The sequence below is a fragment of the Arthrobacter sp. AFG20 genome, assembly GCF_002892795.1.
GTDB lineage: Bacteria > Actinomycetota > Actinomycetes > Actinomycetales > Micrococcaceae > Arthrobacter.
Genome location: NZ_PJMC01000014.1, coordinates 46,846 through 71,093 on the forward strand (window position 1 = coordinate 46,846; position 24,248 = coordinate 71,093).

Here is a 24,248-nt window from a genome sequence, read left to right on the forward strand (position 1 = left end):
CCCGTGAAACTAGGACGCGCGGATACCCGCAGCCGTGGGCGTCAGTGCCATCTCATCGAGTTTGGGCAGGGCCTGCCGGAGCCGGCGCCTCGCTTCATGCAGCGTCTGTTCAGTCAGCCGAAGACTGGCGTCGTCATCCACGGCGATGGTGGCCGCACCTTGAAGGCGGTGCCCAACCCACCGCAGCTGCACGCGCTTCACTTCAATCACTCCAGGCGTACCCTCAAGGGCGCAGCGGGCGCGGTCAACGAGTTCCGGCTCGATTCCGTCCATCAGCCGGCGCCCGATGCTGCGGACCGTTCCCCACAGCAGGATGATGATGGCGGCCGAGATCAGCAGGCCAACGATCGGGTCCGCCAACGGGAATCCGAGCATGACGCCGCCGGCGCCGAGGACCACGGCCAGGGACGTGAAGCCGTCCATCCGCGCATGAACGCCGTCGGCCACCAACGCAGCCGAGCCGATCCGGCGCCCAATCCTGATGCGGTACATCGCCACCGCCTCGTTTCCGGCAAAGCCGATCAGCCCTGCGCCCATGACCCAGACCAGATTCTGCAGCACCTGCGGGTGGATCAGCCGGTCCACCGACTGCCAGGCCGCCAGCACCGCCGAAAGCGCGACGACGGTGACGATGAACAGCCCTGCCAGATCCTCCGCCCGGCCGAAGCCGTAAGTGTAGCGGCGGGTGGCCGCCCGTCGCCCCAGGATGAACGCCACCCAGAGGGGAACGGCGGTCAGGGCGTCGGAGAAGTTATGAATGGTATCGGCCAGCAAGGCAACGGAACCGCTCACCAGGACCACAAGGAACTGCAGGACGGTCGTCCCGAGCAGCATGAACAGGCTGATCTTCAGCGCTCGGATGCCCTGCGCGCTCGCCTCCAAGGCATCATCGACCGAGTCGGCCGCGTCATGGGTGTGCGGGACGAACAGCTCGAAAAGCCAGCCCTTCAGCCCCTTGTGATGAGTGTGCCCGTGATCGTGTGAGTGATCGTGCCCGTGATACCCCTCGAACTCCTGGCCGTGGCCGTGTGAGTGGTCATGACCGTGGCCGTGCCCATGGCGTTGATCGTGCTCGTGGGAGTCCGGGGCGCTTCCGCCCGCTGCCACGCCGGAGGTCTCGGTCCGGTCCCTCATGATGCGGTTCCCTTCATGCGGTGGTGGGCCGGCTGCCCGCCGAGCGCATGCTCGGCCTGGAAGATTGCATCCGCGACGAGCTGGCGTGCGTGCTCGTTTTCGAGCCGGTAGAGGACCTTGGTCCCGTCCTGCCGGGTGGAAACCATGCGCGCCAGCCGCATTTTGGCCAGGTGCTGGGAAACGGCCGCCGGTGACTTTCCCACCACCTCGGCCAAAGCCCCCACGGCCATCTCGCCCTCGCGCAGAGCCAGGATGATCCGCACCCTTGTGGCGTCTGCCAGCATGGCGAAGATCTCCACAGCGAGCTCCACATACTGGCTGTCTACGTCGAGCCTGCAAGGCTGCTTATCTGCGTTCATACGCATATAGTGTCATAAAGGAGGACGGCCCGCCGCGGGCGGCGTTACCGGTTATCAGTCGCAACGTGTTTTGTCCTAGTGTCTACTTCTATGAGTGATGTTCTTGAAATGGCCGCCGTCAGCGTTGTGCGCGGAGCCAAAACGCTCCTGAGCAAAGTGGACTGGCAGGTCAGGGAGGGCGAGCGGTGGGTCATCCTCGGCCCCAACGGCGCGGGCAAGACCACTCTGCTTCAGATCGCCGCGGCACGGCTCCATCCAACCAGCGGCGTCGCCGGCATCCTGGACGAAAGCCTCGGAAAGGTGGACGTCTTCGAACTGCGGCCGCGGATCGGGCTCTCTTCGGCCGCCCTGGCCAACCAGATCCCCGAATACGAGACGGTGCTCAACGTCGTCGTCACAGCCGCCTACGGCGTGACCGGCCGCTGGCGAGAGGGCTACGAGAAGGACGACGAACGCCGTGCGTTCGCCCTCCTGAACGACTGGGGCATGGGCCCGCTCCTGAACCGCAAGTTCTCAACGCTCTCCGAGGGTGAACGCAAGCGCGTGCAGATTGCCCGGGCCCTCATGACCGACCCCGAGCTGCTGCTGCTCGACGAGCCTGCCGCCGGCCTGGACCTTGGCGGCCGCGAGGACCTCGTGCACCGCCTTAGCCAGTTGGCCATGGATGAGGACGCCCCGGCGATCGTGCTGGTCACTCACCATCTTGAGGAAGTCCCGCCGGGCTTCACCCACGCCATGCTCATGCGCGACGGCGAAGTGGTGGCAGCCGGACCGGTCGAAGGGGTCCTCACCTCGGGCAACCTGAGCGAGACCTTCGGCCTGCCCCTCGACGTCTCGGTGAATGCCGGCCGTTACACGGCAACTGCCCGCCGCTAGCGGCGCGGGCGGCACAGCGTGGAGTTTTTCAGCGGCATCCTTGTGTTCTTCGCCGGCCTCTGGGCCGGCACCATCAACAGCGTGGTCGGATCCGGAACCCTCGTCACCTTCCCGGTGCTGATCGCCCTGGGCATCGCACCGGTGACGGCCTCCATGAGCAACGCCATGGGCCTCGTAGCCGGTGGCGCTGCGGGCGCGTGGGGTTACCGCCGCGAGCTGAAGGGCCGCGGCCGTCAGCTCCTGCGGCTGCTCCCGGCGTCCCTGCTGGGTGGCATCACCGGCGCCTGGCTCCTGCTCCATCTGCCGGAGAAAGTCTTCCACTACGCGGCGCCAGTGCTCATTGTTCTGGCCCTTCTGATGGTGGTGTTCCAGCCCAGGCTTCAGCGGTGGGTGCGGAACCGTGAGGAAAACCCCGAGCACGCCCTGCGGGACAAGCACCATGGCGTTTTGCTGGTGGTCCTCGTTTTCCTCGCGGGTGTGTATGGCGGATACTTCGTCGCGGCACAGGGAATCCTGCTGGTGGGCATCCTCGGCGTGTTCATGACGGGCACCATCCAGAACGCCAACGCCATGAAAAACGTCCTGGTGCTCGGCGTCAACCTGATCGCGGCCGCCTCCTATCTGCTGTTTGCCTTCGACCGGATCAACTGGGCAGTGGTGGCCATCATCGCCGTCAGCTCCCTCATCGGCGGCCTCGTTGGCGCCAAGGTAGGCCGCCGGCTGTCCCCGCCCGTACTGCGCGGCGTCATCTTTGCCCTCGGCCTGGTGGCGCTCGGCTTCCTGGTCGCGAACCTGCTCAAATGATTACTGAAATTCAATGATTATCGAAATGATCGCCCGGTGACTTTCCACTATCTCGAGTCAGCTGCGGATCCACGCGTCGCCGACTACACCCAGCTGACGGACGTGCACCTCCGGAAACTCCGCGAACCCGCCGAGGGCATGTACATCGCCGAATCCTCCCGGGTCCTGCGGCGCGCACTTGCCGCCGGGCACCGGCCGCGGTCCTTCTTCCTCGCCGAGAAATGGCTTCCGGACCTCGCGGACATCTTCGAGCAGCACCCTGACGTTCCGGCCTACATCGGCAGCGCCGGTCTCCTGGAGGAAATCACCGGATTCCACCTGCATCGCGGAGCCATGGCAGCCATGCACCGCCCGGCGCCGGTCCCGCTGCCGGAACTGCTGGCCGGAGCCCGGCGGGTAGCAGTGCTCGAGGACATCGTGGACCACACCAACGTCGGGGCCATCTTCCGGTCGGCGGCGGCGCTGGACGTCGACGCCGTCCTGGTCTCGCCCCGCTGCGGCGACCCGCTCTACCGCCGCAGCGTCCGCGTCAGCATGGGCACCGTCTTCCAGGTGCCCTGGGCAAGGCTGGACAGCTGGCCCCACGACCTGGCCCTCCTTAAGGAACAGGGATTCACGGTGGCAGCCATGGAGCTTACCGACAACGCCCTGAATCTGGACGAGCTGGCAGCAAGCAACCCGGAGCGGCTCGCCCTGGTGCTGGGTACGGAAGGTGCCGGCATGAGCGCTGAGACGCTTGCCGCCGTCGACCTCGCCGTGAAGATTCCCATGCGCGCGGGCGTGGACTCGCTCAACGTGGCGGCGGCGTCCGCCGTCGCATTCTGGGAGCTGCGCCCGCGGGCCTAAACTCGCCGGACCGGCAGTTCGTTAGTTCCCCCGCCATCCGCTATGATTGATAGCTGGTTCCCCTGTGTTTTTCGCTGTCCTTCCGGGCGGCCAAGGCACGGATGGAAGCCATCCCATTCATACCTGGCAGCTGGCAAAATCCAGTTGCGTGAACAAAGGCCCCATTATGAAGTCGAACACCCACCCGAAGTACGAAGCTGTTGTTTTCAACGACCTGGCCTCCGGCACGAAGTTCCTGACCCGCTCCACCGTGTCTTCCTCGAAGACCATCGAGTGGGAAGACGGCAACACCTACCCGGTCATCGACGTCGAAATCTCCTCCGAGTCCCACCCGTTCTACACGGGCAAGCAGCGCATCATGGACTCCGCTGGCCGCGTCGAGCGCTTCAACGCTCGCTTCAAGGGCTTCGGCGGCAAGAAGTAATTCACTTCTCCCCAAGGTTCTTTGGAAAGCCCGCACCGGCAACGGTGCGGGCTTTTCGCGTTTCTGGGGCAGGATGGAAGGCATGACTGCCACGCCAATATCTGCAGGAGGAGAGTCGGCCCCCGGGCTGCACGGTGAGTACAAGGTCCCGGGCGGCAAGCTCGTGGTGGTGGACCTCGACGTCGAGGACGGTGCCTTCGCGGACGTTTCCCTCAGCGGCGATTTCTTCCTCGAACCGGATGAAGCGCTCTTGGCCATTAACGGCGCCCTGGTGGGACTGCCGGAAAGTTCGACGGCGGCCGACATCGCCTCCGCCGTGGAGGCCTCCCTCCCGGAGGACGCCGTGCTGTTCGGGTTCTCGGCCGACGCCGTCGCCATAGCCGTCCGCAGGGCGCTGGCCAAGGCCACCGCATGGACGGACCACCACTGGAACATCATCGCGCCCGGCGTGCTGTCCACGCACCTGAACGTGGCGCTGGACGAGGTGCTGACCGAGGAGGTCGGCGCCGGCCGCCGCAACCCCACCATCCGTTTCTGGGACTGGGAGGAACCGTCGGTGGTGATCGGCAGCTTCCAGTCCTACCGCAATGAGGTGCATCCCGACGGCGTGACCCGGCATGGCATCACCGTTGTCCGCCGAATCAGCGGCGGGGGAGCGATGTTCATGGAGGCGGGCAACTGCATTACCTACTCGCTCTACCTGCCGCAGACGCTCGTGGACGGCATCAGCTTCGCCGACTCCTACGCGTTCCTCGACGCCTGGGTCATGGCCGCCCTGAAAAAGCTCGGCATCGACGCCTTCTACGTCCCGCTCAACGACATCGCCACCGGCCAGGGCAAGATCGGCGGCGCAGCGCAGAAGCGGCTCGCCAACGGCGGCATGCTGCACCATGTGACCATGAGTTACGACATCGACGCCGACAAGATGGTGGACGTTCTCCGGATCGGCAAGGAAAAGCTCTCGGACAAGGGAACCACCAGCGCCAAGAAACGCGTGGACCCACTGCGCCGCCAGACCGGCCTGGCCCGGGCGGAGATCGTGGCGGCCATGATGGAGGTGTTCGCCGAACGCTACGGGGCCACGCCGTCGGAGATCACGGCGCAGGAGCTGGAAACGGCCCGTGAACGGGTTGCATCAAAGTTCGGCACGGACGCGTGGCTGCACCGGGTGCCCTGACACCCATCGAGTCCCCTAAACCGACAGTGCCTGCGCGGACAGCGCGCGGTGCAGGTGGCTCCGCTGCTCGATGATGATCCGGCGCAGGGCACGCGGCGCGTCCGGGTGCTCTGAAAGCCAGCGGTCGGTGCGTGCCAGCACGGGATGGTCCTCGGGGGAACCGGCCGGGCCCAGGTCCCGGACGGCCGGGTAGAGCCCGCGGACGATCCGGCTCGCGATTTCGATGCTCCGCTCCGCCCACACGGTTTCCAGGCACTCGAAGTAGGGCTCCACAAACGGGTCCAGGAGTTCCTCGGCGGCGGTGTTGAAACCGGCGATGGTAGCGCTGAGCAGCTGGTTGGAGAGCTCCCTCCCGCGGACCGTTGCCTCCCACGCCGCGGCCTTGACCGCCGCCCCGGGCCGGGCCGCCAGCGCCGTGGCATGGCCTGCCCGGCCGGAGGCGGTGGTGTCCCTGGCCAGCTCGGTGTCGAGCTCCTGCTTCGTGGCCAGGCCCAGGGCCGCCAGTGCGTGCCACAGGCTCCAGCGGAGCTCCGCGTCCACGGACAGTCCGGGCACCCGCTCGCTGCCGTCCAGCAGCCCGCGAAGCAGCGACGCCTGGCTGCCCTCTGTGCGGCTGACCGCGGCAAGTGTCCTGGCCCAGGCAAGCTGCTGGTCCGAGCCGGGTTCCGCAGCATACAGCTCGCGGGCGGTGCCCCCGGCAAAGGACTTCCGCAGTGCTTCACGGTCTGTGGCCGGAACGTACTGTTCAAGGGCCGTGGTGGCGTTGCCCAGGATGTTCAGCAGGACGCCGATTCCGGACTCGGCCGCAGCGAAGCGGAGGACAGCGTCCACATACTGCGAAGCCGGTGTAATGGCGTCCCGGGCCGAATTCCACAGCGCGGACCAGCACAGGGCACGGGCCATGGGGTCGCTGATCCGGTCCAGGGAGGAACGGACGGTGTCCTCCGAGACCGGATCCAGCCGCACCTTGGCATAGCTCAGGTCCTCGTCATTGACCAGGAGCAGGGCCGGCCGGGCCTTCCCGGACAGGGCACTGATTTCCTCAGCCCCGCCGGCCAGGTCGGTCTCTACCGAGTCAGTCCGGACCAGCATGCCGGCGGCGTCCAAGTTGTAGAGCCCGATGCGCAGCCGGTGCGGGCGCGGCTCCTGCCGGCCGGTGACGGGATCAGGCGCGTCCTGCAGCAGCGTGACGCGCTCCAGGGTCTCAGTTCCGTCCGGCGCTACAGCCGTCTCCAGCTCGGCGCTCAGCGTGGAAATGCCCGAGGTCTGGAGCCACTGCCGGGCCCAGGGGGTGAGGTCGCGGCCCGAAGAGCTCGCCAGTGCACCGAGCAGGTCCGCCAGCGTGGTGTTGCCATACTCGTGGTCCCTGAAGTACTGCCGGGACCCCGCAATGAAGGCGTCGAAGCCGACGTAGGCCACGAGCTGCTTCAGGACGGAGGCGCCCTTCGCGTACGTGATGCCGTCGAAGTTCTGCTTGGCCGCCTCGAGGTCCGGGATGTCGGCGACGATCGGGTGGGTTGTGGGCAGCTGGTCCTGGACGTAGGCCCAGGCCTTGCGGTTGTTTGCAAAGTTGACCCAGGCGGTGTCCCAGTCCGTGGCACGGTCCACGCCGAGGGTGCCCATGTAGTCCGCGAAGGATTCCTTCAGCCAGAGGTCGTCCCACCACTGCATGGTCACGAGGTCACCGAACCACATGTGCGCCATCTCGTGCAGCAGGGTGTTGGCGCGGCCCTGGTACTGGGAATTGGCGGCCCGTGAAGTGAACACGTAGTTTTCCGTGAAAGTGACCAGCCCGGGATTTTCCATAGCCCCGAGGTTGTATTCGGGCACGAAGGCCTGGTCGTACTTGCCCCACGGATAGGGGTAGTGGAAGAGCCCGTTAAAGAAGTCCAGTCCCTGCTTGGTGAGCTTGAACAGCTCGGCGGCGTCGAACGAGGGCGCCAGGGAGGCCCGGCAGTAAAGTGCCAGCGGCACGTCAAGGCGGGTCCCGCCGTCGTCCGTCCTGCTCCACTGGTCCTCGGCCTTGAAGTATGGGCCGGCCAGCACCGAGGTGATGTAGGTGGACATGGGCAGGGTGGGGGCGAAGTTCCAGCGGGCCGCCGCGGCATCCTCAGCCAGGGGTAGGCGCGCTGCCTCGGCGCCGTTGGAGGCCACCTCCCAGCTGGCCGGGGCGGTGACGGAGAAGGTGAACCGGGCTTTGAGGTCGGGCTGTTCGAAGTTCGCGAAGACCCGCCGGGCATCGGCCGGCTCGTACTGGGTGTAGAGGTAGCACTGGCCGTCGGCCGGGTCGAAGAATCGGTGCATGCCCTCGCCCGAACTGCTGTAGAGGGCGGTTCCGGTGACCGTCACCTTGTTCTCGGCCCGCAGGTTGTCCAGCCGGATCCGTGCGCCGTCCACCACATCGGGGACCGGCAGGTCGACGCCGTTCAGGGCCACGCTGTGCACGTCCCCGGCGATGAAGTCCAGGAAGGTGGAGGCTCCCGGCTCCGCTGCCGAGAAAGCGATGGTGCTGCGGCTGGTGTACCCCGCCGCGTCCGGATCCGGTGCGCTGCGGACGTCGAGCGAGACGTCGTAGCTGTGGGTGGTGATCAGGGCGGACCGCTCTGCCGCTTCGTTGCGCTGGAGGTTCTGATTCGACACCAAGCTATTGAATCACGCGGGTTATTGCACCAAGAGCTACTGAACCATGAGCAGTGCAGCGGCCAGCCCCAGGACCGCGATCAGCAGCCACGCCGCGAGGGCGGCCAGCACGGCGCGCGCCCCGGTGTGCAGCAGGGTGCGGATACGCACCGCCGATCCGAGGCCAAACAGGGCAGCGCCCAGCAGCACGTCCTGCAGGCCGGCCGCCGCTTCCAGCCATCCGGCGGAGAGCCAGCCGCTGGAGCGCAGCGCCACCATCACGATGAAGCCGACGACGAACAGCGGAACAAGCGGAGGCGTGCCCGCGGCAGGGCTGCCGGCCCGGCCGCCTGCCTCCCGGCGGTGCCGGATCCTCTGTTCTGCCCCGGCCATGGCCACCATCGGCGCCAGGAGGATCACCCGGGTGAGTTTGACGACGACGGCGAGGGCCAGTGCCGCCGGACCTGCAGTTTGCGCAGTGGCCACCACCTGTCCGACGTCGTGGACCGAGGCGCCGGTCCACGCACCGAAGGCCTCGGTGCCCAGCTGCAGGGGGTGGACCAGCAGCGGGAGCACGCCGATGGCCAGCGTCCCGCACAGCGTCACGAGCGCCACGGGCAGGACGGTGTCCCGGTGGCTGATCCGCCGTACCGCGGCCATCGCGCCGATCGCCGACGCGCCGCAGATGGAAAACCCGGTGGCGATCAGCAGCGCAGTGTCGGCCGGAAGCCGGAACAGCCGGGAAATCCCGTAGGTGCCTGCGAAGCTGGCCACCACCACCGCCGTGATGAGCAGGAGGGCCAGCCAGCCGAGGCCCAGAACGTCCGAGAGGCTCACTTTCAGTCCCAGGAGCACGATGCCGCCGCGCATGAGGTGTTTGCCGGCGAAGTCCAGCCCCGGCCGGGCGCGGCCGGCCGTCCACACCGCCGTGCCGGGAATGTTGGCTGCCAGCAGGCCAAGGACCACAGCCAGGGTCATGGCCGGAAGCGCAGGCACGGCGGAGTGTATTGCGAATGCGAAGGCCAGTGCGACGACGGCGGTCAGCAGGCCGGGCAGAATCCGGGTAAAGTTCTGATGCGTCATCCCGCGCAACTGCGACAGCAGCGGCGGCGGAAGTCGGAAGTCTGGCACCTCCCAACCTTGCCGGACGTCGCCGCCAAAGACCAACCGGAAGCCCGCCAACACGCCAGGGCGGGACGGGAAATGAATTCGCAACAAAAAGGTGGTTGGCTAATGACCATGTCTGACCTATTCCAGGATTACTCCGAGGCTGCCGGCCGCACCGGCGCCTACGACGAGATGTTTGCCCCCGGGCAAAAGGCACGCCAGTCGTATGGCCAGGTTGCGGGTGCCCTGCGGGAGCTGTCCCTGGCGGACGTCAGCGCGCGTGCGGACTCGATGGCGAGGACGTTCCTGGACCGCGGTGTGACCTTTGACTTCGCGGGGGAGGAGCGCCCGTTTCCGCTGGACATCGTGCCGCGCGTCATCCCCGCCGACGAATGGGACGTGCTGGAACGCGGCGTCGCCCAGCGCGTGCGCGCCCTCGAGGCGTTCCTGAACGACGTCTACGACAAAATGACAGTGGTGTCCGACGGCGTGATCCCGCGGCAGCTGATCACCACCAGTGCGCACTTCCACCGCGCCGTGCACGGCTTTGAACCAGCCGGCGGCGTGCGGGTGCACATCTCCGGCATCGATGTGGTGCGTGACGCCGCCGGAACGTTCCGGGTCCTGGAGGATAACGTCCGCGTGCCCTCGGGCGTGAGCTACGTGCTGGAGAACCGGCGGGCCATGGCGAAGGGCTTGCCGGAAGCCTTTGGCCAGCAGCTCATCCGCCCCGTGGAGGAATACCCGCGCCGGTTGCTTTCGGCGCTCCGTAAGACGGCGCCGTCGGGCGTGGACGACCCCACAGTGGTGGTGCTGACCCCCGGCGTCTTTAACAGCGCGTACTTCGAGCACACCCTCCTTGCAGGCCTGATGGGCGTGGAGCTCGTGGAAGGCCGCGACCTCATCTGCCGTGGCAACCGCGTGTACATGCGCACCACCGCCGGCGAACAGCGCGTGGACGTCATCTACAAGCGCATCGACGACGACTTCCTCGACCCCCTGCAGTTCCGCTCCGACTCCATGCTCGGCTGCCCCGGCCTGGTCAACGCAGCCCGCGCCGGCGGCGTCACCATCGCCAACGCGGTTGGCAACGGCGTGGCCGACGACAAACTCGTCTACAGCTACGTCCCGGACCTGATCCGCTACTACCTCGGCGAGGAACCGGTGATCGCCAACGTGGACACCTTCCGGCTGGAGGAGAAGGAAGCCCGCGAGCACGTCCTGGACCGCCTCGACGAACTCGTGGTCAAGCCGGTTGACGGCTCCGGCGGCAAGGGCCTGGTAATCGGCCCGGACGCGTCCAAAGAAGAGCTCGAGGCGCTGCGCAAGCGCGTCATCGCCGACCCGCGCGGCTGGATAGCGCAGCCGGTGCTGCAGCTGTCCACCGTGCCCACACTCAGCGGCGACAAGTTCGGTCCCCGGCACGTGGACCTCCGGCCGTTCGCGGTCAACGACGGCGACGACGTCTGGGTGCTGCCCGGCGGGCTCACCCGCGTGGCCCTCAAGGAGGGATCGCTGATCGTGAATTCCAGCCAGGGCGGCGGGTCGAAGGACACCTGGGTGCTCGCCGGCTCACCGCAGGTGCCGGTGGAGCGGCTGCCCCAGCAGTCCATCACCGTCCGCGAGCGGGTCTCCGTGTGGCCGGTCGAGAGCAACTGGCGCGACCGGCAGTCGGAACAGCAGCAGCAGCAAATTTCTGACGCGCAGGAGGTAACCGCGAATGCTTAGCCGAATTGCCGAATCCCTGTTCTGGATTGGCCGCTACGTTGAACGGGCCGACGGCACGGCCCGTATCCTCGACGTCCACCTCGAGCGCCTGAACCACCTGCCCACCGAGGAGCGGCGCAGCGTTGCCCGCGAACTCCTCGGCGTCATGGGGGCGCGCCCGCAGAGTGCGGACTTCGGGCTGGAGGAACTGCTCCACGCCCTCGCCTACGACAAGCACAGCGCCACCTCCATCGCGGGGTCCCTCGGCGCTGCCCGCGAGAACGCCAGGCGCGCCCGCGAGACGGTCTCGTCCGGCCTGTGGGAAAGCCTGAACACCACTTACTACGGACTGAACCAGCACCGCAAGGACGTGGTGGGCACCTACCGTTTCTGCCACTGGGTGCTCGAGCGCACGGCCATGGTCAGCGGCCTGGCCGACACCACCGTCAGCCACGACGACAGCTGGCTCTTCCTGGCGCTGGGCCGTTCGCTGGAGCGGGCCGACATGACCGCCCGGATGCTCTCCACCCGCGACGTCCTCTCCGCAGGCATGTCCTGGGTGAACATGCTCCGCTGTGCAGGCGCCTACGAATCCTTCCTGCGGACCCGCCGCGCGGCCTTCGGCGACCAGCACGCGGCCGAGTTCCTCCTGCTGGACCGGCTGTTTCCGCGGTCCATCGTCTACGCCCTAAGTGACGCCGACGAGTGCCTGGCCAAGCTGGACCCCTCGGCCCAGCGCGTCGGCTTCATCAACGACGCCCGCCGGATTGTGGGCCAGGCCCGCACGTTCCTGGAGTTCCACCGCACGGATGACCTCATGTCCGAGCTTCCGGAGCACATGGAGCGGGTGCAGAAGGCAGTCGCGCAGGCGTCGGACGCCATTTCCCGTAAGTACTTCAATCAGGCGGATGAACTGGCCTGGGTGGGAGAAGTTTCATGACCCGGCTGAGTATCGTCCACAGGACTGGCTACAAGTACAAGCGGCGCGTCACCCTGTCCTACAACGAGGCCCGCATGACCCCGCTGACGGACCCGCAGCAGGTGGTGCTGGAGTCCTCCATGAAGGTCACGCCGTCGCAGGCTGCGGTCAGCAGCTACCGCGACTACTGGGGTACCCGGGTCACCGCGTTCGACATGCAGATGCCGCACGAGCACCTGGAAGTCCTGGCCACCACCACCGTTGAGGTCCACAGGGCCGTGCGTGTACCGTCGGAGGCCGACATCGTGGGCTGGGACGACCTTGCCTCCCCGGAGACGCTCAACCAGTTCAGCGACTGGGCGCCGCAGTCCCAGCTGACTGGACCGGGGGAGGAAGTCCTGGCAATCATTCCGGGTGTTGTCGAGGGTAAGAACCCGCACGAGGCAGCCCTTGCCATCTTCGCCTGGATGCGCGGCGAGATGACTTATATGAAAGGCACCACCGGCGTCACCACCAACGCAGAGGAGGCCTGGACCCAGCGCCAGGGGGTGTGCCAGGACCTGGCGCACCTCGCCATCGGTGCTCTGCGCAGCTGCGGCATCCCGGCCCGTTACGTCTCCGGTTACCTGCACCCGCGGTCGACGGCGGACATCGGCGAGACGGTGGCTGGCCAGTCCCACGCGTGGCTGGAATGGTGGGACGGCGAATGGCGCAGCTGGGACCCCACCAACCACAAGCCGGCCGGCGATTTCCATGTGACGGTGGCCCGCGGCCGCGACTACCGGGACGTGCCGCCGCTTAAGGGCATCCTGTCCGGCGGCGGGGGATCGAACCTGAGCGTAAGCGTGGAGATCACCCGCCTGGCCTAGGTGCACGCTCTGAGAGGTGCGCTCCCGGAGTTTTACTCTGGCGAGGACTTCACCGCGCCGCTCAGCTGGGTCCACCAGGTGAGCGGCGGTGTGACCTTGAAACGTCGGCCGGTGATCGAGTCGGGCGTGATGCGGATGAAGTGGTCCTTCTGGCCCGCCTGCCACGGGAACAGGAACAGGGACGCGGAATCGAGGATCTCCTCGGTTCCCTTCAGGGCTGCCGCCTTGCCCTTGACCACAACGCTCCAGGCCATCCCGGATTCGGCATCCACGCCGTCGGCCTCCAGCGCCACGGGCGTGTCCCCGAGGACACCGCCGAGCTTGGCGCCTTCCCCGGTGCGGAACACCAGGGTGCCGTGGTCAACCGTGTAATTGAGCGGGAAAATGTCCGGGTGGTCATCGACCCAGACGGCCAGCCGGCCCACGGAGACCTGGCGGAGCAGGCCCCAGCACTGGCCGGAGTCCAGATGTTCAACGGACTCGTGGGATGCTTCGGCGGGCTGCACGTTCGTCATGGCCCCGAGCCTACGCTGGCGCCAGCTGACCCGCCAGAGCACGGGGAGCACAGAAAACAGCCGCGGTCTACCAGGGGCTGGCTTTGTAGTCCTTCAGGAACACGCCGTACTGGTCTTCGCCCTTTTCGCCCATGACGATCGGATCGTAGACGCGGGCTGCGCCGTCCACCAGGTCGAGCGGCGCGTGGAAGCCTTCCTCCATCAGCCGGACCTTGGTGAAGTGCGGGCGTTCGTCAGTGATCCAGCCGGTATCTACTGCCGTCATGAGGATCCCGTCGGAGTCCAGCATTTCCTGGGCGCTGGTGCGGGTCATCATGTTCAGGGCCGCCTTGGCCATGTTGGTGTGGGGGTGGCCCGGTCCCTTGTAGGCCCGGGAGAACTGGCCCTCCATGGCGGACACGTTGACGATGTACTTGCGGTGCGCAGTGGACCGCTTCATGGCATCCCGCAGCCGGCTGACCAGCAGGAAGGGCGCGGTGACGTTGCACAGCTGCACCTCGAGCATTTCCAGCGGGTCCACCTCGTCCACCACCTGCGTCCAGCTGTTGATGGTGGCCAGGTCCGGAACCAGGCCGCCGGCGTCGATGGCCGTTCCGGCGGCGATCCGCTCCAGGGACGCCGAACCGGTAGAGAGGGCCAGGGACGTGACGGCGTCGCCGGCCAGGACCGGGTGTTCGGTGACGCTGCTGGCAATCGCGAGCGGGTGCTTGTCATGCGCATGGCCGAAGGTGACCAGTTCCGGGCCCCCGTTGGCTGCCTCCAGGGCAGCGGGCAGCGGCTCGTCCTCGGCGTCGACGAGCGGCTTGTAGGCATTGCCGGAGCGGCGCACCGTCTGGGCGGCGTTGTTGATGATGATGTCCAGCGGCCCGGCGGCATTGAGGTTATCGGTGAGGGCCATGACCTGCGACGGGTCGCGGAGGTCGATGCCCACGATCTTCAGCCGGTGCAGCCATTCCCCGCTGTCCTCCATGGCCGCAAAGCGCCGCGCGGCGTCCTTGGGAAAACGCGTGGTGATGGTGGTGTGCGCGCCGTCGCGCAGCAGCCGCAGGGCAATGTACATGCCGATCTTGGCGCGGCCCCCGGTCAGCAGGGCGCGCCGGCCGGTGAGGTCCGTACGGGCATCGCGCTTGGAGTGGCTGAACGCCGCACACTCGGGGCACAGCTGGTGGTAGAAGGCGTCAACCTGGGTGTAGTGCTGCTTGCAGATGTAGCAGGGCCGGGACCTGATGAGGTGGCCGGCGACCTTCCCCGTGGCGGACGTGGCGAGTTTGTTGCCGCGCGTCTCGTCGTCGATCCGGTCCGGCGCAGCTGTGGCGGTCTGGGCCAGCACGGCGCGGTCCGCTTCGGCGATCAGGTCTCGCTTGGTGACGCGGCGGTGGCGCTTGACGGCCTTGAACATTTTGCCGGTGGCGCGGCGCACCGAGACGTAGTCAGGGTGCTCCTCGTCGTAAACGTGGATGGTGTTCAAAACCTTGAGGCAGGCCTGAATCTCTTCAGGCGTCAGATCGGCGGAGCTCATTGATCTGATTTTACAGCCTGTGGAGGGTCAGACCTGCCTCAAGATTATTGCTTGAACATGGGGATCAGGAACGGACGGCCTGCTGGGGCGGGGAGTTTACACCAGCGGCGGCGGCCTGGACCTTGCCCACGTGCTCGACAGAGCTGCGGATCTCGGGCCAGTTCTCGGTTGCGGCCTTCACAGCGTCCGGAACCAGGTGCAGGTTCGCCGCTGACAGTGCACGCTCGGCATCGTCCGGTTCCGGCACGGTCTGGTGCTTGGAGAGCACCGTGATGCCCGAGTCCGTCACCTTGAAGCCGCGCGCACGGTCGAGGTCCGGGTCGAGGCCAATGGCCGCTCCTGCGGGGACCTTGACGTTCTTGTCGATGATGGCCCGGCGCACCACGGCGCCCTTGCCGATCTGCACCTTGTCCATGAGCACCGAGTCGATGACGCGGCTGGCCGAGCCGACGTAGACGTCGTTGGACAGCACAGAGCCTTCCACGATGCCGCCGGAGATGACCACGCCGCTGGCCACGATTGAATCCAGGGCCGTTCCCACGGTGTTGTTCTCGCCCCGGACGAACTTGGCGGGCGGGGAAATGCTCTGGCGGGTGTAGATGGGCCACTCGGAGTTGTAGAGGTTGAACACCGGCAGCGGCGAGATCAGGTCCATGTGGGCGTCGTAGAACGAGTCGATGGTACCTACGTCACGCCAGTAGGTCCGGTCCCGCTCGGTGGAGCCCGGAATGTCGTTGAGGGTGAAGTCGTAGACGCCGGCCTGACCCTGGTTGACGAAGTAGGGAATGATATCCCCGCCCATGTCGTGCTTGGTGTCCAGCCGTTCCGCGTCGACGTGGAGGGCGTCGACCAGTGCGTCGGCGTCGAAGACGTAATTGCCCATGGAGGCCAGGAACTGGGTGGGGTCAGCGGCCAGCCCGGGGGTGGACGCGGGCTTCTCCACGAACGCGGCGATCTTCTGGGAGTCTTCGGGGTCCACCTCGATCACGCCGAACTGGTTGGCCATGTTCAGTGGCTGGCGGACGGCGGCCACCGTGGCCTTTGCGCCGCTCAGGACGTGCTGCTCAACCATCTGGGCGAAGTCCATGCGGTACACGTGGTCGGCGCCCACCACGACGACGATGTCGGGGTTGGCGTCGTGGATCAGGTTGAGGGACTGGTAGATGGCGTTGGCGCTGCCGAGGAACCAGCTCTTGCCGACGCGCTGCTGGGCCGGGACGGAGGCGACGTAGTTGCCGAGCTGCGTGGACATCCGCCACGTCTCGGAGATGTGGCGGTCAAGGCTGTGGGACTTGTACTGCGTCAGGACCACGATCTGCAGGTACCGGGAGTTGACGAGGTTGGACAGCGCGAAGTCGATGAGGCGATAACTGCCGGCAAAAGGCACGCCAGGTTTCGCCCGGTCTGCCGTCAGCGGCATAAGACGGTTTCCCTCGCCCCCTGCAAGGACAATGGCCAGGACTTTCTTTGTTAACGGCATGGTCGCTCCTGTACGCCTTCGTAACTCCCCAAAAAATCCGGTTTGTCCGGACTTTCTTCACACTAGAACAGTTCCACCGTAACGACTACCTTGGGTAACGTGCGAATAGACATTGTGACTAAAGAATTTCCGCCGGAAATCTATGGCGGCGCGGGCGTCCACGTTGCCGAGCTGAGCCGGGTGCTGGCCCAGCATGTCGACCTTCAGGTGCGTGCCTTTGGCGCGCCCCGGGACGCCGACTATCATGGCGCCTCCGTGACCTCCTACTCGGTGCCCGAGGACCTGGGCGCAGCGAACGCGGCCGTGCAGACCCTGGGCGTGGACCTGCGCATCGTCCCGGACGTCGCCGGCGCCGACCTGGTGCATTCGCATACGTGGTACGCCAATATGGCCGGCCACCTGGCGTCGCTGCTGCACGGCATCCCGCATGTGCTCAGCGCCCACAGCCTGGAACCGCTGCGGCCCTGGAAGGCCGAGCAGCTGGGCGGCGGCTACGCGCTGTCCTCGTGGGTGGAGAAAACCGCGTATGAGGCGGCGGCCGCCATCATCGCCGTGTCCGAGGGCATGCGCCAGGACATCCTGCGCAGCTACCCGGAGGTTGACCCGGCCAAGGTCAAGGTGGTGCACAACGGCATCGACGTCAGCCTGTGGAACCGTGACGAGAATGACGACGTCATCCGCACCCTGGGCATCGACCCCGCGCGGCCCAGCGTGGTGTTCGTTGGCCGCAACACCCGGCAAAAGGGTGTCCCGTACCTGCTGCGGGCCGCCGCCAAGCTCCCCGCCGACGTCCAGCTGGTTCTTTGCCTCGGTGCGGCGGACACGCCGGAACTCGCAGCGGAGACGGCCCGGCTGATCGAGGAGCTGCAGAGCCAGCGCAGCGGTGTGGTGTTGATCGAGCGCATGCTTCCCCGCCATGAGCTGATCCAGGTGCTGAGCCACGCCACGGCTTTCGCATGCCCCTCCATCTACGAACCGCTCGGCATCGTGAACCTTGAAGCGATGGCCTGCGGCGCTGCGGTGGTGGCCAGTGCAACCGGCGGCATCCCCGAGGTGGTCAACCACGGTGAGACCGGCCTGCTGGTGGACCTCGAGCAGGTGACCGACGGAACCGGCACGCCTCTGGATCCGGAGAAGTTCGTCAGCGAATTTGCCGCGGCCCTGACCGAGGTCGTGTCCGACCCGGACCGCGCCCGCGCCATGGGCCAGGCCGGCCGCAAGCGCGCGGAGGAGCACTTCTCCTGGGAGTCGATCACCCAGACCACGCTGGATGTCTACCGCTCCGTCCTCAAATAGGGTCAGCTACAGGCAAAAGAATGACGACGGCGACGGTCCCCGGAAAGGGGAGCGTCGCCGTCGTCGGTGGTTGAGCCTGGGGCCACGACCGCCGGTTACCCTGGCCGAGCTTGCGAGGTTAGGGAGCGGTTGGGGAGCGGAGTGACTTCTCCGGCACGGGGGCTGACCCGCTGGCGCGCTGCACCCGGTAGTAATCCCGTGCCTCGTCCTGGCGGACCTTTTCGGCGCCGGTGGCGATGGCGGCGCGCAAGTGGGCCGGGCCGTAGCCGAAGGCGTCCACGAGGTCCAGTGCGTGCGGGCGCAGCCTGACCAGGAGCCGGTTGATGTACCCGCCCACGGTCCGGGCGCGCTGCATCGAAAGCCTGCCGTTCATCAGGTACCACGAGAGGTTGTTCTCGATGAGCGACAGCCCGAACAGGTCGCGGAGCCACGTCAGCACGGTCCTGGTTCCCGGATCGGTGACCTTGCCCAGTGCCTCGGTGAAGGCCTCCCACTGCAGGAGTTCGGCGTGCGCCCGGGCGGCATCGATGAGCTCGTCCTGGTGCTGGTTGAACAGCGCGGATGCCTCGCGCTGCGGCAGCCGGCTGGCGCCCCTGAGGGCTGCGGCTGCTTCGGCAACCATCGTCTGGACCCGGTCGGTGAGCAGCGCGCGCTGGCTTTCCTCGTCGCGGAGGGCGATGGCCGCCTTCTGGACGGAGCCGTTGTCGGCCATAAACTGCGCCACCTGCCGCAGGCCGGTGCGGTGGACGGCGGTACCGGCGGCCTGATTGACCACATACCGTGCCAGCACACCGAACGTGGCGCTGCGGAATTCCTTGGCGTAGTCGGCCAGCAGCCGCTTGGCCACGAGCTGCAGCAGGACGGTGTTGTCGCCCTCGAACGTGACGTAGACGTCCAGGTCGGCGCGGAGCGACGCGAAACGGTTCTCAATCAGGAACCCGGCACCGCCGCAGGCTTCGCGGCACTCCTGCAGGGTGTCGAGTGCATGCCAGGTGCTCAGCGGCTTCAGCGCCGCGGCCAGGGTTTCCAGGTCCTGGCGGTCCTCGTCGGAATCGTGGGCGCCGGAGAAGACGTCGTCCAGCTTTTCGAGCAGCTGATCATGTGCGAAGCCCGCGGCGTACGTGGTGGCCAGCCGGGTGAAGAGCCGGCGCTGGTGCCGCTGGTAGTCCAGCAGGACCTCTTCCTCGACGGGGGACGAGGCGTTGAACTGCCGCCGTTCGGTTGCGTAGGTGATGGCCGTCTTCAGGGCGAGTTTGGACGCCACGACGGCGGCACCGTCCAGGCTCACGCGGCCCTGCACCAGCGTGCCGAGCATGGTGAAGAACCGCCGTCCGGGAGACGCGATGGGCGAGGTGTAGTTGCCCTCGGCATCGACGTCGCCGTAGCGGTTGAGCAGATTGGTGCGCGGGACCCTGACGTTGTCGAAGTGCAGCCGGCCATTGTCGATGCCGTTGAGCCCGCCCTTCACGCCATCATCCTCGCCGCCGATCCCCGGCAGGAAAGTCTTGGTGGCGGGGTCACGCAGGTCCACGTAGAACGCGTGCACGCCGTGGTTGACTCCGCGCGTCACCAGCTGGGCGAACACCACGGCGCCGAGGCCGTCGATCGCCGCGTTGCCGATGTAGTCCTTCCAGGCGGCGCGGAACGGGGTGTGGATCACGAACTCCTGCGCGTCAGCATCGTAGGTTGCCGTGGTGGCGATGCTGGCGACGTCCGAACCGTGTCCTGTTTCGGTCATGGCGAAGCAGCCCGGGATATCCAGGTTCATGATGCCCGGCAGCCACTTCCGGTGGTGCTCGGCCGTGCCCAGATGCATCACGGCCGAGCCGAACAGGCCCCACTGCACACCGGCCTTGATCTGCAGGGACGGGTCGGAGGTGACCAGTTCCTCAAAGCCCGCGATGTTGCCGCCGTGGTCATCGGACCCGCCGAAGCTGGCCGGGAAGGCCCGGTGGACGGCACCGCTGTCCACAAGCTGCTTCAGCTGTCCGAAGGTGCGCGCCCGGTGCTCCGCGTGCGTGAGGCCTTCCGTCTTGTGGAGCTCCTCCTGTGCGGCCAGGTCACGCGCCTGCCGGCGGACGTCTGCCCACCTGCCCAGGAGCAGCTCACCCAGCGCGGCGACATTGACGGCGGGCATCGGACCTGCCGTCCCTCCGGCTGCTGCATTGGTGGTTGTGCGCGCCGGGCGGTCAACTACTTCAGTCATGTCGATTCCTTCGTTGGTACTGACAGGTTTCGGTGCTATTGAACGTCTGTGAGTTCCGGCGCGATGCCGATGCACAGCCAGTCGGTGATCTGGCGTGCCATGGATTCCTGGTCCGGTTTGCCGGGGGAGTCCGGACTGGCCAGCCACTGCTCGCCGGCGTTGCGGACAAGCCCGATGGCGGCATTGGGCCAGTAGCCGATGACGGACTCCCTGCCTTCGCCGAGGTGGGCCCGCATGGGCGTGGCGATCATGTCCGCGATGGCGGCAAAGAAGTGGCCCAGGGCGCCGGCTGTCGTGATCGAGGTGGGACCGCCGTCGGACTCCGCAGCGGAGTACCGGGTCACAAACGTGTAGACGTTGGGGCTCGTTTCAGCCATCTGGAGGTAGGCCGAGACCATGGCGAACAGACCCTCGCGGGGCGTCTGCGCGCTTTGCGCTGCCTCCTTGATGCGCTGCTGCATCTGTCCCAGCACCACTTCCCCCACCGCCTGCTGCAGACCGGCCTTATCGCCGAAGTACCGGTAGAACACCGACTTCGACGTGCCGGCCGCCGCGGCAATGTCCTCCATGGACGCGTCGCTGCCGAGCGTGTGCACCGCCCGCCGGGCGGCCTTGATGAGTTCCCGCCTGCGTTCTTCGCGGTGCCCCTGCCAGCGCGAGGCGCGGCCGTCCACGGCTTCGGAGGTGGGGTCCGGCGACGCGGCCGGGGGAATCAAGTTCACGATACCCAGCGTATCAGGTACGCTGGGTATCGATAACCAGCCGGATCAAAGGAGATAGCACATGCCCGTGGATGGACAGCCTCAAACCGTGCGGAAGGCCGTGGTGGTCGGCGGCAACAGGATCCCGTTCGCCCGGACGGGCGGTGCGTACACCAAGACGTCTAACCAGGACATGCTCACCGCAGCCCTGGACGGCTTGATCGCCCGCTTCGGCCTGCAGGAGGAGCGCATCGGCGAGGTGGCCGCGGGCGCCGTCCTCAAGCACTCCCGGGACTTCAACCTGACGCGCGAAGCAGTCCTTGGCTCGGCGCTGTCACCGGAAACCCCCGCCTACGATCTCCAGCAGGCCTGCGCCACCGGCCTGGAAACAGTGCTGGGCCTGGCCAATAAGATCAGGCTCGGCCAGCTGGACTCAGCCATCGCGGGCGGCGTGGACTCCGCCTCCGATGCCCCCATTGCCGTCAGCGAAGGCCTCCGCGAGGTGCTGCTGGACCTTAGCCGCGCCAAGACACTCCCGCAGCGGCTTCAGATTCTGGCCCGCCTGCGCCCCAAGGACCTCGCCCCGGACGCGCCGAACACGGGAGAGCCCCGCACAGGACTGTCGATGGGTGAGCACCAGGCCCTGACCACGGCCCAGTGGAACATCTCCCGCGAGGCACAGGACGAGCTTGCCCTCAACAGCCACCGGAACCTCGCCGCCGCCTACGATGCCGGGTTCTTCGACGATCTCCTCACGCCCTACCGCGGGCTCACCCGGGACTCCAACCTCAGGCCGGACACGAGCCCCGAGAAGCTGGCATCGCTGAAGCCCGTGTTCGGCAGGAACCTGGGCTCCGAAGCCACCATGACGGCCGGCAACTCCACGCCGCTGACCGACGGCGCCTCCACGGTGCTGCTCGCCTCGGAGGACTGGGCGGACGGGCACGACCTGCCCAAGCTCGCCACCGTCCTGGACGGCGAGGCAGCCGCCGTCGATTTCGTCCACGGCAAGGACGGGCTGCTGATGGCGCCGGTGTTCGCCGTCCCGCGCCTGCTGGCACGCAACGGCCTCACCCTGGACGACATCGACTTCTTCGAGATCCACGAAGCGTTTGCCGGGACGGTGCTGAGCACGCTGGCCGCGTGGGAGGACGAAGAGTTCGGGCGCGAGCGCCTCGGGCTGGACGGCGCCTTCGGCAAGGTCGACCGGTCCAGGCTGAACGTCAACGGATCATCCCTGGCGGCCGGACACCCGTTCGCCGCCACGGGCGGGCGGATCGTGGCCACGCTGGCGAAAATGCTTCACGAAAAGGGCACTTCCGGCGGGCGTCCCGCTCTGGGCCTCGTCTCCGTCTGCGCCGCCGGCGGCCAGGGCGTCGTCGCGCTGCTCGAAGCGTACACGGACGGCAACACCGCGGGGGAAGTCCATGACTGACACCTACGCACGGCTGGTTAACCACGGCGTCGGACGGGATCTCGCGCGGAAGCTCGGCCTGCCGCAGCCGGCCGAGCTGCGGCGCTACCGGCCCGGCCAGCCCCTGATCGACGGGCCGGTCCTGGTTGGCGGCTCCGGACCCGGTGCCGACGGGATCGCGGCGGCACTGCTTTCGTGGGGACTCGATGTCCGCCGGCACGCTGTTCCCAAGGAACGGCTCGGCGCAATCGTGCTGGTCCTCGACGCCCTCGAAGCCCCCGGCGACCTGGAGCAGCCGGTCCTTGCGGCAGCACCGGCACTTCGCGACCTTGCCCCCGGCGGACGGGTGGTGACTGTCTCGCGCGTGCCCGGCGGAACGCCGGCCACGGCCGCCGCCCGGCAAGGAGTGGACGGCCTGCTGCGGTCCCTGGCCAAGGAACTGCGCGCGGGCGCCACGGGTAACGGCATCGTCCTGGCGGAGGACGTCAGTCCCACCGCCCCGTCAGCCCTGGGCGCGCTGCGCTTCTTCCTCTCCGGCCGGTCAGCGTTCGTGGACGGCCAGTTCGTCCGCGTCGGTTCCGCCGACGGCAGCCTGCCCGACGACGCCGACGCACCGCTCGCGGGCAAGGTCGCCGTTGTGACCGGCGCGGCCCGCGGCATCGGTGCGGCCATCGCCCGGACACTTCACCGTGACGGGGCCACCGTTGTGGCGGTGGACGTTCCCGCGGCCGGGGACCACCTGGCGGAGGTTGCCAACGGGATCCGCGGGACCGCGCTGCAGCTGGACATCACGCGTGACGATGCCGGGCAAAGAATCATCGACCACGCCGTGCACCGCCATGGCCGGCTCGACGTCGTGGTCCACAATGCCGGCATCACCCGGGACAAGCTGCTGGTCAACATGGACCAGTCCCGGTGGGGTTCGGTTATCGAGGTGAACATCGCCGCCCAGCTGCGCATCAATGAAGCACTCCTGGCCTCCGAGCACTTCCGTTCCGCGCCGCGCATCGTTTCGGTTGCCTCCACGAGCGGCATCGCCGGCAACCGCGGACAGACCAACTATGCGGCGTCCAAGGGCGGGGTGATGGGCATGGTCCGGGCCACGGCGCCGCTGCTGGCGGAATACGGCGGTTCGATCAATGCTGTGGCACCCGGATTTATCGAGACAGAGATGACGGCGCGGATTCCCTTCGCCACCCGGGAGATTGCCCGGCGGCTGAATTCCCTGCAGCAGGGCGGGCAGCCGGGGGACGTCGCCGAGGCTATCTCCTTCCTCGCGGGCGATTCCGCCGGGGGCATTTCCGGAGAGGTGCTGAGGGTGTGCGGACAAAACCTGGTGGGGGCATGACCGGCGGCCAGCCCCTCATCCTGGGGGAGATGCCGTCCCTCTCCAAGCTATATGTGAACGCCGCGGCCACGGCCGCCCGCCGCAGGATTTTGGGCTCGCATGCTGACGGCGTGCTGCCCGGCGTGAGCCACGAAGTCCGGGACGTCCGGCCCGACGTCGAAAACCTCACGGCGTACCAGCACCTCCTGGGTGAGACCGCCAGTGACGTGCTGCCGGCGGGGTTCATCCATGCCCTGGCGTTTCCTGTGGCCATGAGCGTCATGAACCGCGACGACTTCCCGCTGCCCCTGCTGGGGATGATCCATCTGCGGAACGTGATTGAGTACCGCAGGCCGGTCAGGTTCACTGAACCGCTGGACATTGTGGCCAGGGCGGAGAAGCTCCGGGCACACCGCGCCGGAACCCAGGTGGATATTGCAGTGGAGGTACGCACTTCCGGTGGCGGCGACATTTGCTGGAGCGGCGTGTCCACTTATCTCGCCAAGGGCGTGTTCCTGCCCGGCATCGACAAGGCCTCGGCAGCAGCCGCGCCGCAAGGTTTTTCGGCTCCGGACCCCACGGCCCTCTGGCAGCTTGGCGTGGACACCGGCCGTGCCTACGCTGCCGTGTCCGGGGACTTCAACCCAATCCACCTGAGTGTACTTTCCGCCAAGGCCCTGGGCCTGCGCCGGTCCATCGCCCACGGCATGTACCTGGCGTCGAGGGCGCTGGCGGACGTGGGGGCTGCCAAAGGCGACGCATTCCGCTGGGAGGTGGCGTTCGAGGCTCCGGTTTTCCTTCCCGCACGGGTGGCGCTGGAAATTTCGACGACGGAGGCCGGGGACGGCGGCTGGCTCCGGTCCGGCTACGTGGCCTGGAGTCCGCGGTCCGGCCGCAAGCACTTCAGCGGATCCGTGGCGGCGCTGTAGCACGAGGTGTGCTGCACCAC

Annotated in this window: 21 protein-coding genes; 12 read left to right on the forward strand and 9 right to left on the reverse strand. The window is 67.2% G+C overall.

Annotated elements, in window-relative coordinates; all coding sequences use genetic code 11:
• Positions 1–9: 9 nt before the first annotated feature.
• Both CXZ05_RS16250 and CXZ05_RS16255 read right to left on the reverse strand, forming a co-directional pair.
• Positions 10–1,134, reverse strand: a complete 1,125-nt coding sequence (locus tag CXZ05_RS16250; RefSeq protein WP_258006618.1) for a cation diffusion facilitator family transporter — start codon at positions 1,132–1,134, stop codon at positions 10–12.
• Positions 1,131–1,493 carry a metalloregulator ArsR/SmtB family transcription factor gene (locus CXZ05_RS16255; RefSeq protein WP_102973582.1) on the reverse strand — a complete coding sequence of 121 codons (363 nt, stop codon included), beginning with the start codon at positions 1,491–1,493 and terminating at the stop codon, positions 1,131–1,133. Before CXZ05_RS16255 ends, CXZ05_RS16250 begins: the two co-directional genes overlap by 4 nt.
• 90 nt (positions 1,494–1,583) lie before the next feature.
• Between CXZ05_RS16255 and CXZ05_RS16260 the strand changes: the two genes are divergently transcribed.
• The 5 genes from CXZ05_RS16260 to CXZ05_RS16280 all read left to right on the forward strand — a co-directional run bounded on the left by CXZ05_RS16260 (position 1,584) and on the right by CXZ05_RS16280 (position 5,620).
• Entirely contained in the window at positions 1,584–2,369 is a 786-nt protein-coding gene (locus tag CXZ05_RS16260) for an ABC transporter ATP-binding protein (RefSeq protein ID WP_102973583.1), read from the forward strand.
• An 18-nt stretch (positions 2,370–2,387) separates the two neighbouring features.
• Complete coding sequence (locus CXZ05_RS16265) at positions 2,388–3,173, forward strand: sulfite exporter TauE/SafE family protein (protein WP_102973584.1); 786 nt, start codon at positions 2,388–2,390, stop codon at positions 3,171–3,173.
• A 36-nt stretch (positions 3,174–3,209) separates the two neighbouring features.
• Entirely contained in the window at positions 3,210–4,019 is an 810-nt protein-coding gene (locus tag CXZ05_RS16270; RefSeq protein ID WP_102973585.1) for an RNA methyltransferase, read from the forward strand.
• Positions 4,020–4,185: 166 nt separating this feature from the next.
• A complete protein-coding gene (locus CXZ05_RS16275) occupies positions 4,186–4,443 on the forward strand; it encodes a type B 50S ribosomal protein L31 (RefSeq protein ID WP_102973586.1) in 258 nt (85 codons plus the stop codon).
• 82 nt (positions 4,444–4,525) lie between these two features.
• Positions 4,526–5,620, forward strand: a complete 1,095-nt coding sequence (locus tag CXZ05_RS16280) for a biotin/lipoate A/B protein ligase family protein (protein WP_102973587.1) — start codon at positions 4,526–4,528, stop codon at positions 5,618–5,620.
• Positions 5,621–5,635: 15 nt separating this feature from the next.
• Here the strand turns inward: CXZ05_RS16280 and pepN are convergent, their stop codons facing one another.
• A complete protein-coding gene (pepN, locus tag CXZ05_RS16285) occupies positions 5,636–8,260 on the reverse strand; it encodes an aminopeptidase N (RefSeq protein WP_102973588.1) in 2,625 nt (874 codons plus the stop codon).
• A gap of 36 nt (positions 8,261–8,296) precedes the next feature.
• A complete protein-coding gene (locus CXZ05_RS16290; protein ID WP_102973589.1) occupies positions 8,297–9,322 on the reverse strand; it encodes a YeiH family protein in 1,026 nt (341 codons plus the stop codon).
• A gap of 156 nt (positions 9,323–9,478) precedes the next feature.
• Between CXZ05_RS16290 and CXZ05_RS16295 the strand changes: the two genes are divergently transcribed.
• From CXZ05_RS16295 to CXZ05_RS16305, 3 genes are read left to right on the forward strand one after another with little or no spacing between them, the layout of a single operon-like run.
• Entirely contained in the window at positions 9,479–11,074 is a 1,596-nt protein-coding gene (locus tag CXZ05_RS16295) for a circularly permuted type 2 ATP-grasp protein (RefSeq protein WP_102973637.1), read from the forward strand.
• Positions 11,067–11,993 carry an alpha-E domain-containing protein gene (locus CXZ05_RS16300; protein ID WP_102973590.1) on the forward strand — a complete coding sequence of 309 codons (927 nt, stop codon included), beginning with the start codon at positions 11,067–11,069 and terminating at the stop codon, positions 11,991–11,993. The genes CXZ05_RS16295 and CXZ05_RS16300 overlap by 8 nt, the downstream gene beginning before the upstream one ends.
• Positions 11,990–12,841, forward strand: a complete 852-nt coding sequence (locus tag CXZ05_RS16305) for a transglutaminase family protein (RefSeq protein ID WP_102973591.1) — start codon at positions 11,990–11,992, stop codon at positions 12,839–12,841. Before CXZ05_RS16300 ends, CXZ05_RS16305 begins: the two co-directional genes overlap by 4 nt.
• A 32-nt stretch (positions 12,842–12,873) precedes the next feature.
• On the opposite strand, the gene CXZ05_RS16310 is transcribed toward CXZ05_RS16305, so the two are convergent.
• The 3 genes from CXZ05_RS16310 to glgC all read right to left on the reverse strand — a co-directional run bounded on the left by CXZ05_RS16310 (position 12,874) and on the right by glgC (position 16,355).
• A complete protein-coding gene (locus CXZ05_RS16310; protein ID WP_102973592.1) occupies positions 12,874–13,356 on the reverse strand; it encodes a pyridoxamine 5'-phosphate oxidase family protein in 483 nt (160 codons plus the stop codon).
• Between the two features lie 67 nt (positions 13,357–13,423).
• Complete coding sequence (locus CXZ05_RS16315; protein ID WP_102973593.1) at positions 13,424–14,875, reverse strand: SDR family NAD(P)-dependent oxidoreductase; 1,452 nt, start codon at positions 14,873–14,875, stop codon at positions 13,424–13,426.
• A 64-nt stretch (positions 14,876–14,939) separates the two neighbouring features.
• Positions 14,940–16,355 carry a glucose-1-phosphate adenylyltransferase gene (gene glgC, locus CXZ05_RS16320; RefSeq protein WP_102973594.1) on the reverse strand — a complete coding sequence of 472 codons (1,416 nt, stop codon included), beginning with the start codon at positions 16,353–16,355 and terminating at the stop codon, positions 14,940–14,942.
• A 99-nt stretch (positions 16,356–16,454) separates the two neighbouring features.
• On the opposite strand from glgC, the gene glgA reads away from it, so the two are divergent.
• Complete coding sequence (gene glgA, locus CXZ05_RS16325) at positions 16,455–17,651, forward strand: glycogen synthase (RefSeq protein ID WP_102973595.1); 1,197 nt, start codon at positions 16,455–16,457, stop codon at positions 17,649–17,651.
• Positions 17,652–17,769: 118 nt separating this feature from the next.
• On the opposite strand, the gene CXZ05_RS16330 is transcribed toward glgA, so the two are convergent.
• Positions 17,770–19,857: an acyl-CoA dehydrogenase gene (locus CXZ05_RS16330; RefSeq protein WP_102973596.1), complete on the reverse strand. Its 2,088-nt coding sequence runs from the start codon at positions 19,855–19,857 to the stop codon at positions 17,770–17,772.
• 35 nt (positions 19,858–19,892) lie between these two features.
• Complete coding sequence (locus tag CXZ05_RS16335; protein WP_258006619.1) at positions 19,893–20,579, reverse strand: TetR/AcrR family transcriptional regulator; 687 nt, start codon at positions 20,577–20,579, stop codon at positions 19,893–19,895.
• Positions 20,580–20,640: 61 nt separating this feature from the next.
• Here CXZ05_RS16335 and CXZ05_RS16340 point away from each other — a divergent pair, with 61 nt between their 5' ends.
• From CXZ05_RS16340 to CXZ05_RS16350, 3 genes are read left to right on the forward strand one after another with little or no spacing between them, the layout of a single operon-like run.
• On the forward strand, positions 20,641–21,993 hold the full coding sequence (locus tag CXZ05_RS16340; protein ID WP_102973598.1) for an acetyl-CoA C-acetyltransferase: 1,353 nt from the start codon (positions 20,641–20,643) through the stop codon (positions 21,991–21,993).
• Positions 21,986–23,320 (forward strand): 3-oxoacyl-ACP reductase, encoded by a 1,335-nt coding sequence (locus CXZ05_RS16345; protein ID WP_102973599.1) that lies wholly within the window; start codon positions 21,986–21,988, stop codon positions 23,318–23,320. Before CXZ05_RS16340 ends, CXZ05_RS16345 begins: the two co-directional genes overlap by 8 nt.
• On the forward strand, positions 23,317–24,228 hold the full coding sequence (locus CXZ05_RS16350; RefSeq protein WP_102973600.1) for a MaoC/PaaZ C-terminal domain-containing protein: 912 nt from the start codon (positions 23,317–23,319) through the stop codon (positions 24,226–24,228). The genes CXZ05_RS16345 and CXZ05_RS16350 overlap by 4 nt, the downstream gene beginning before the upstream one ends.
• Positions 24,229–24,248: the final 20 nt, after the last annotated feature.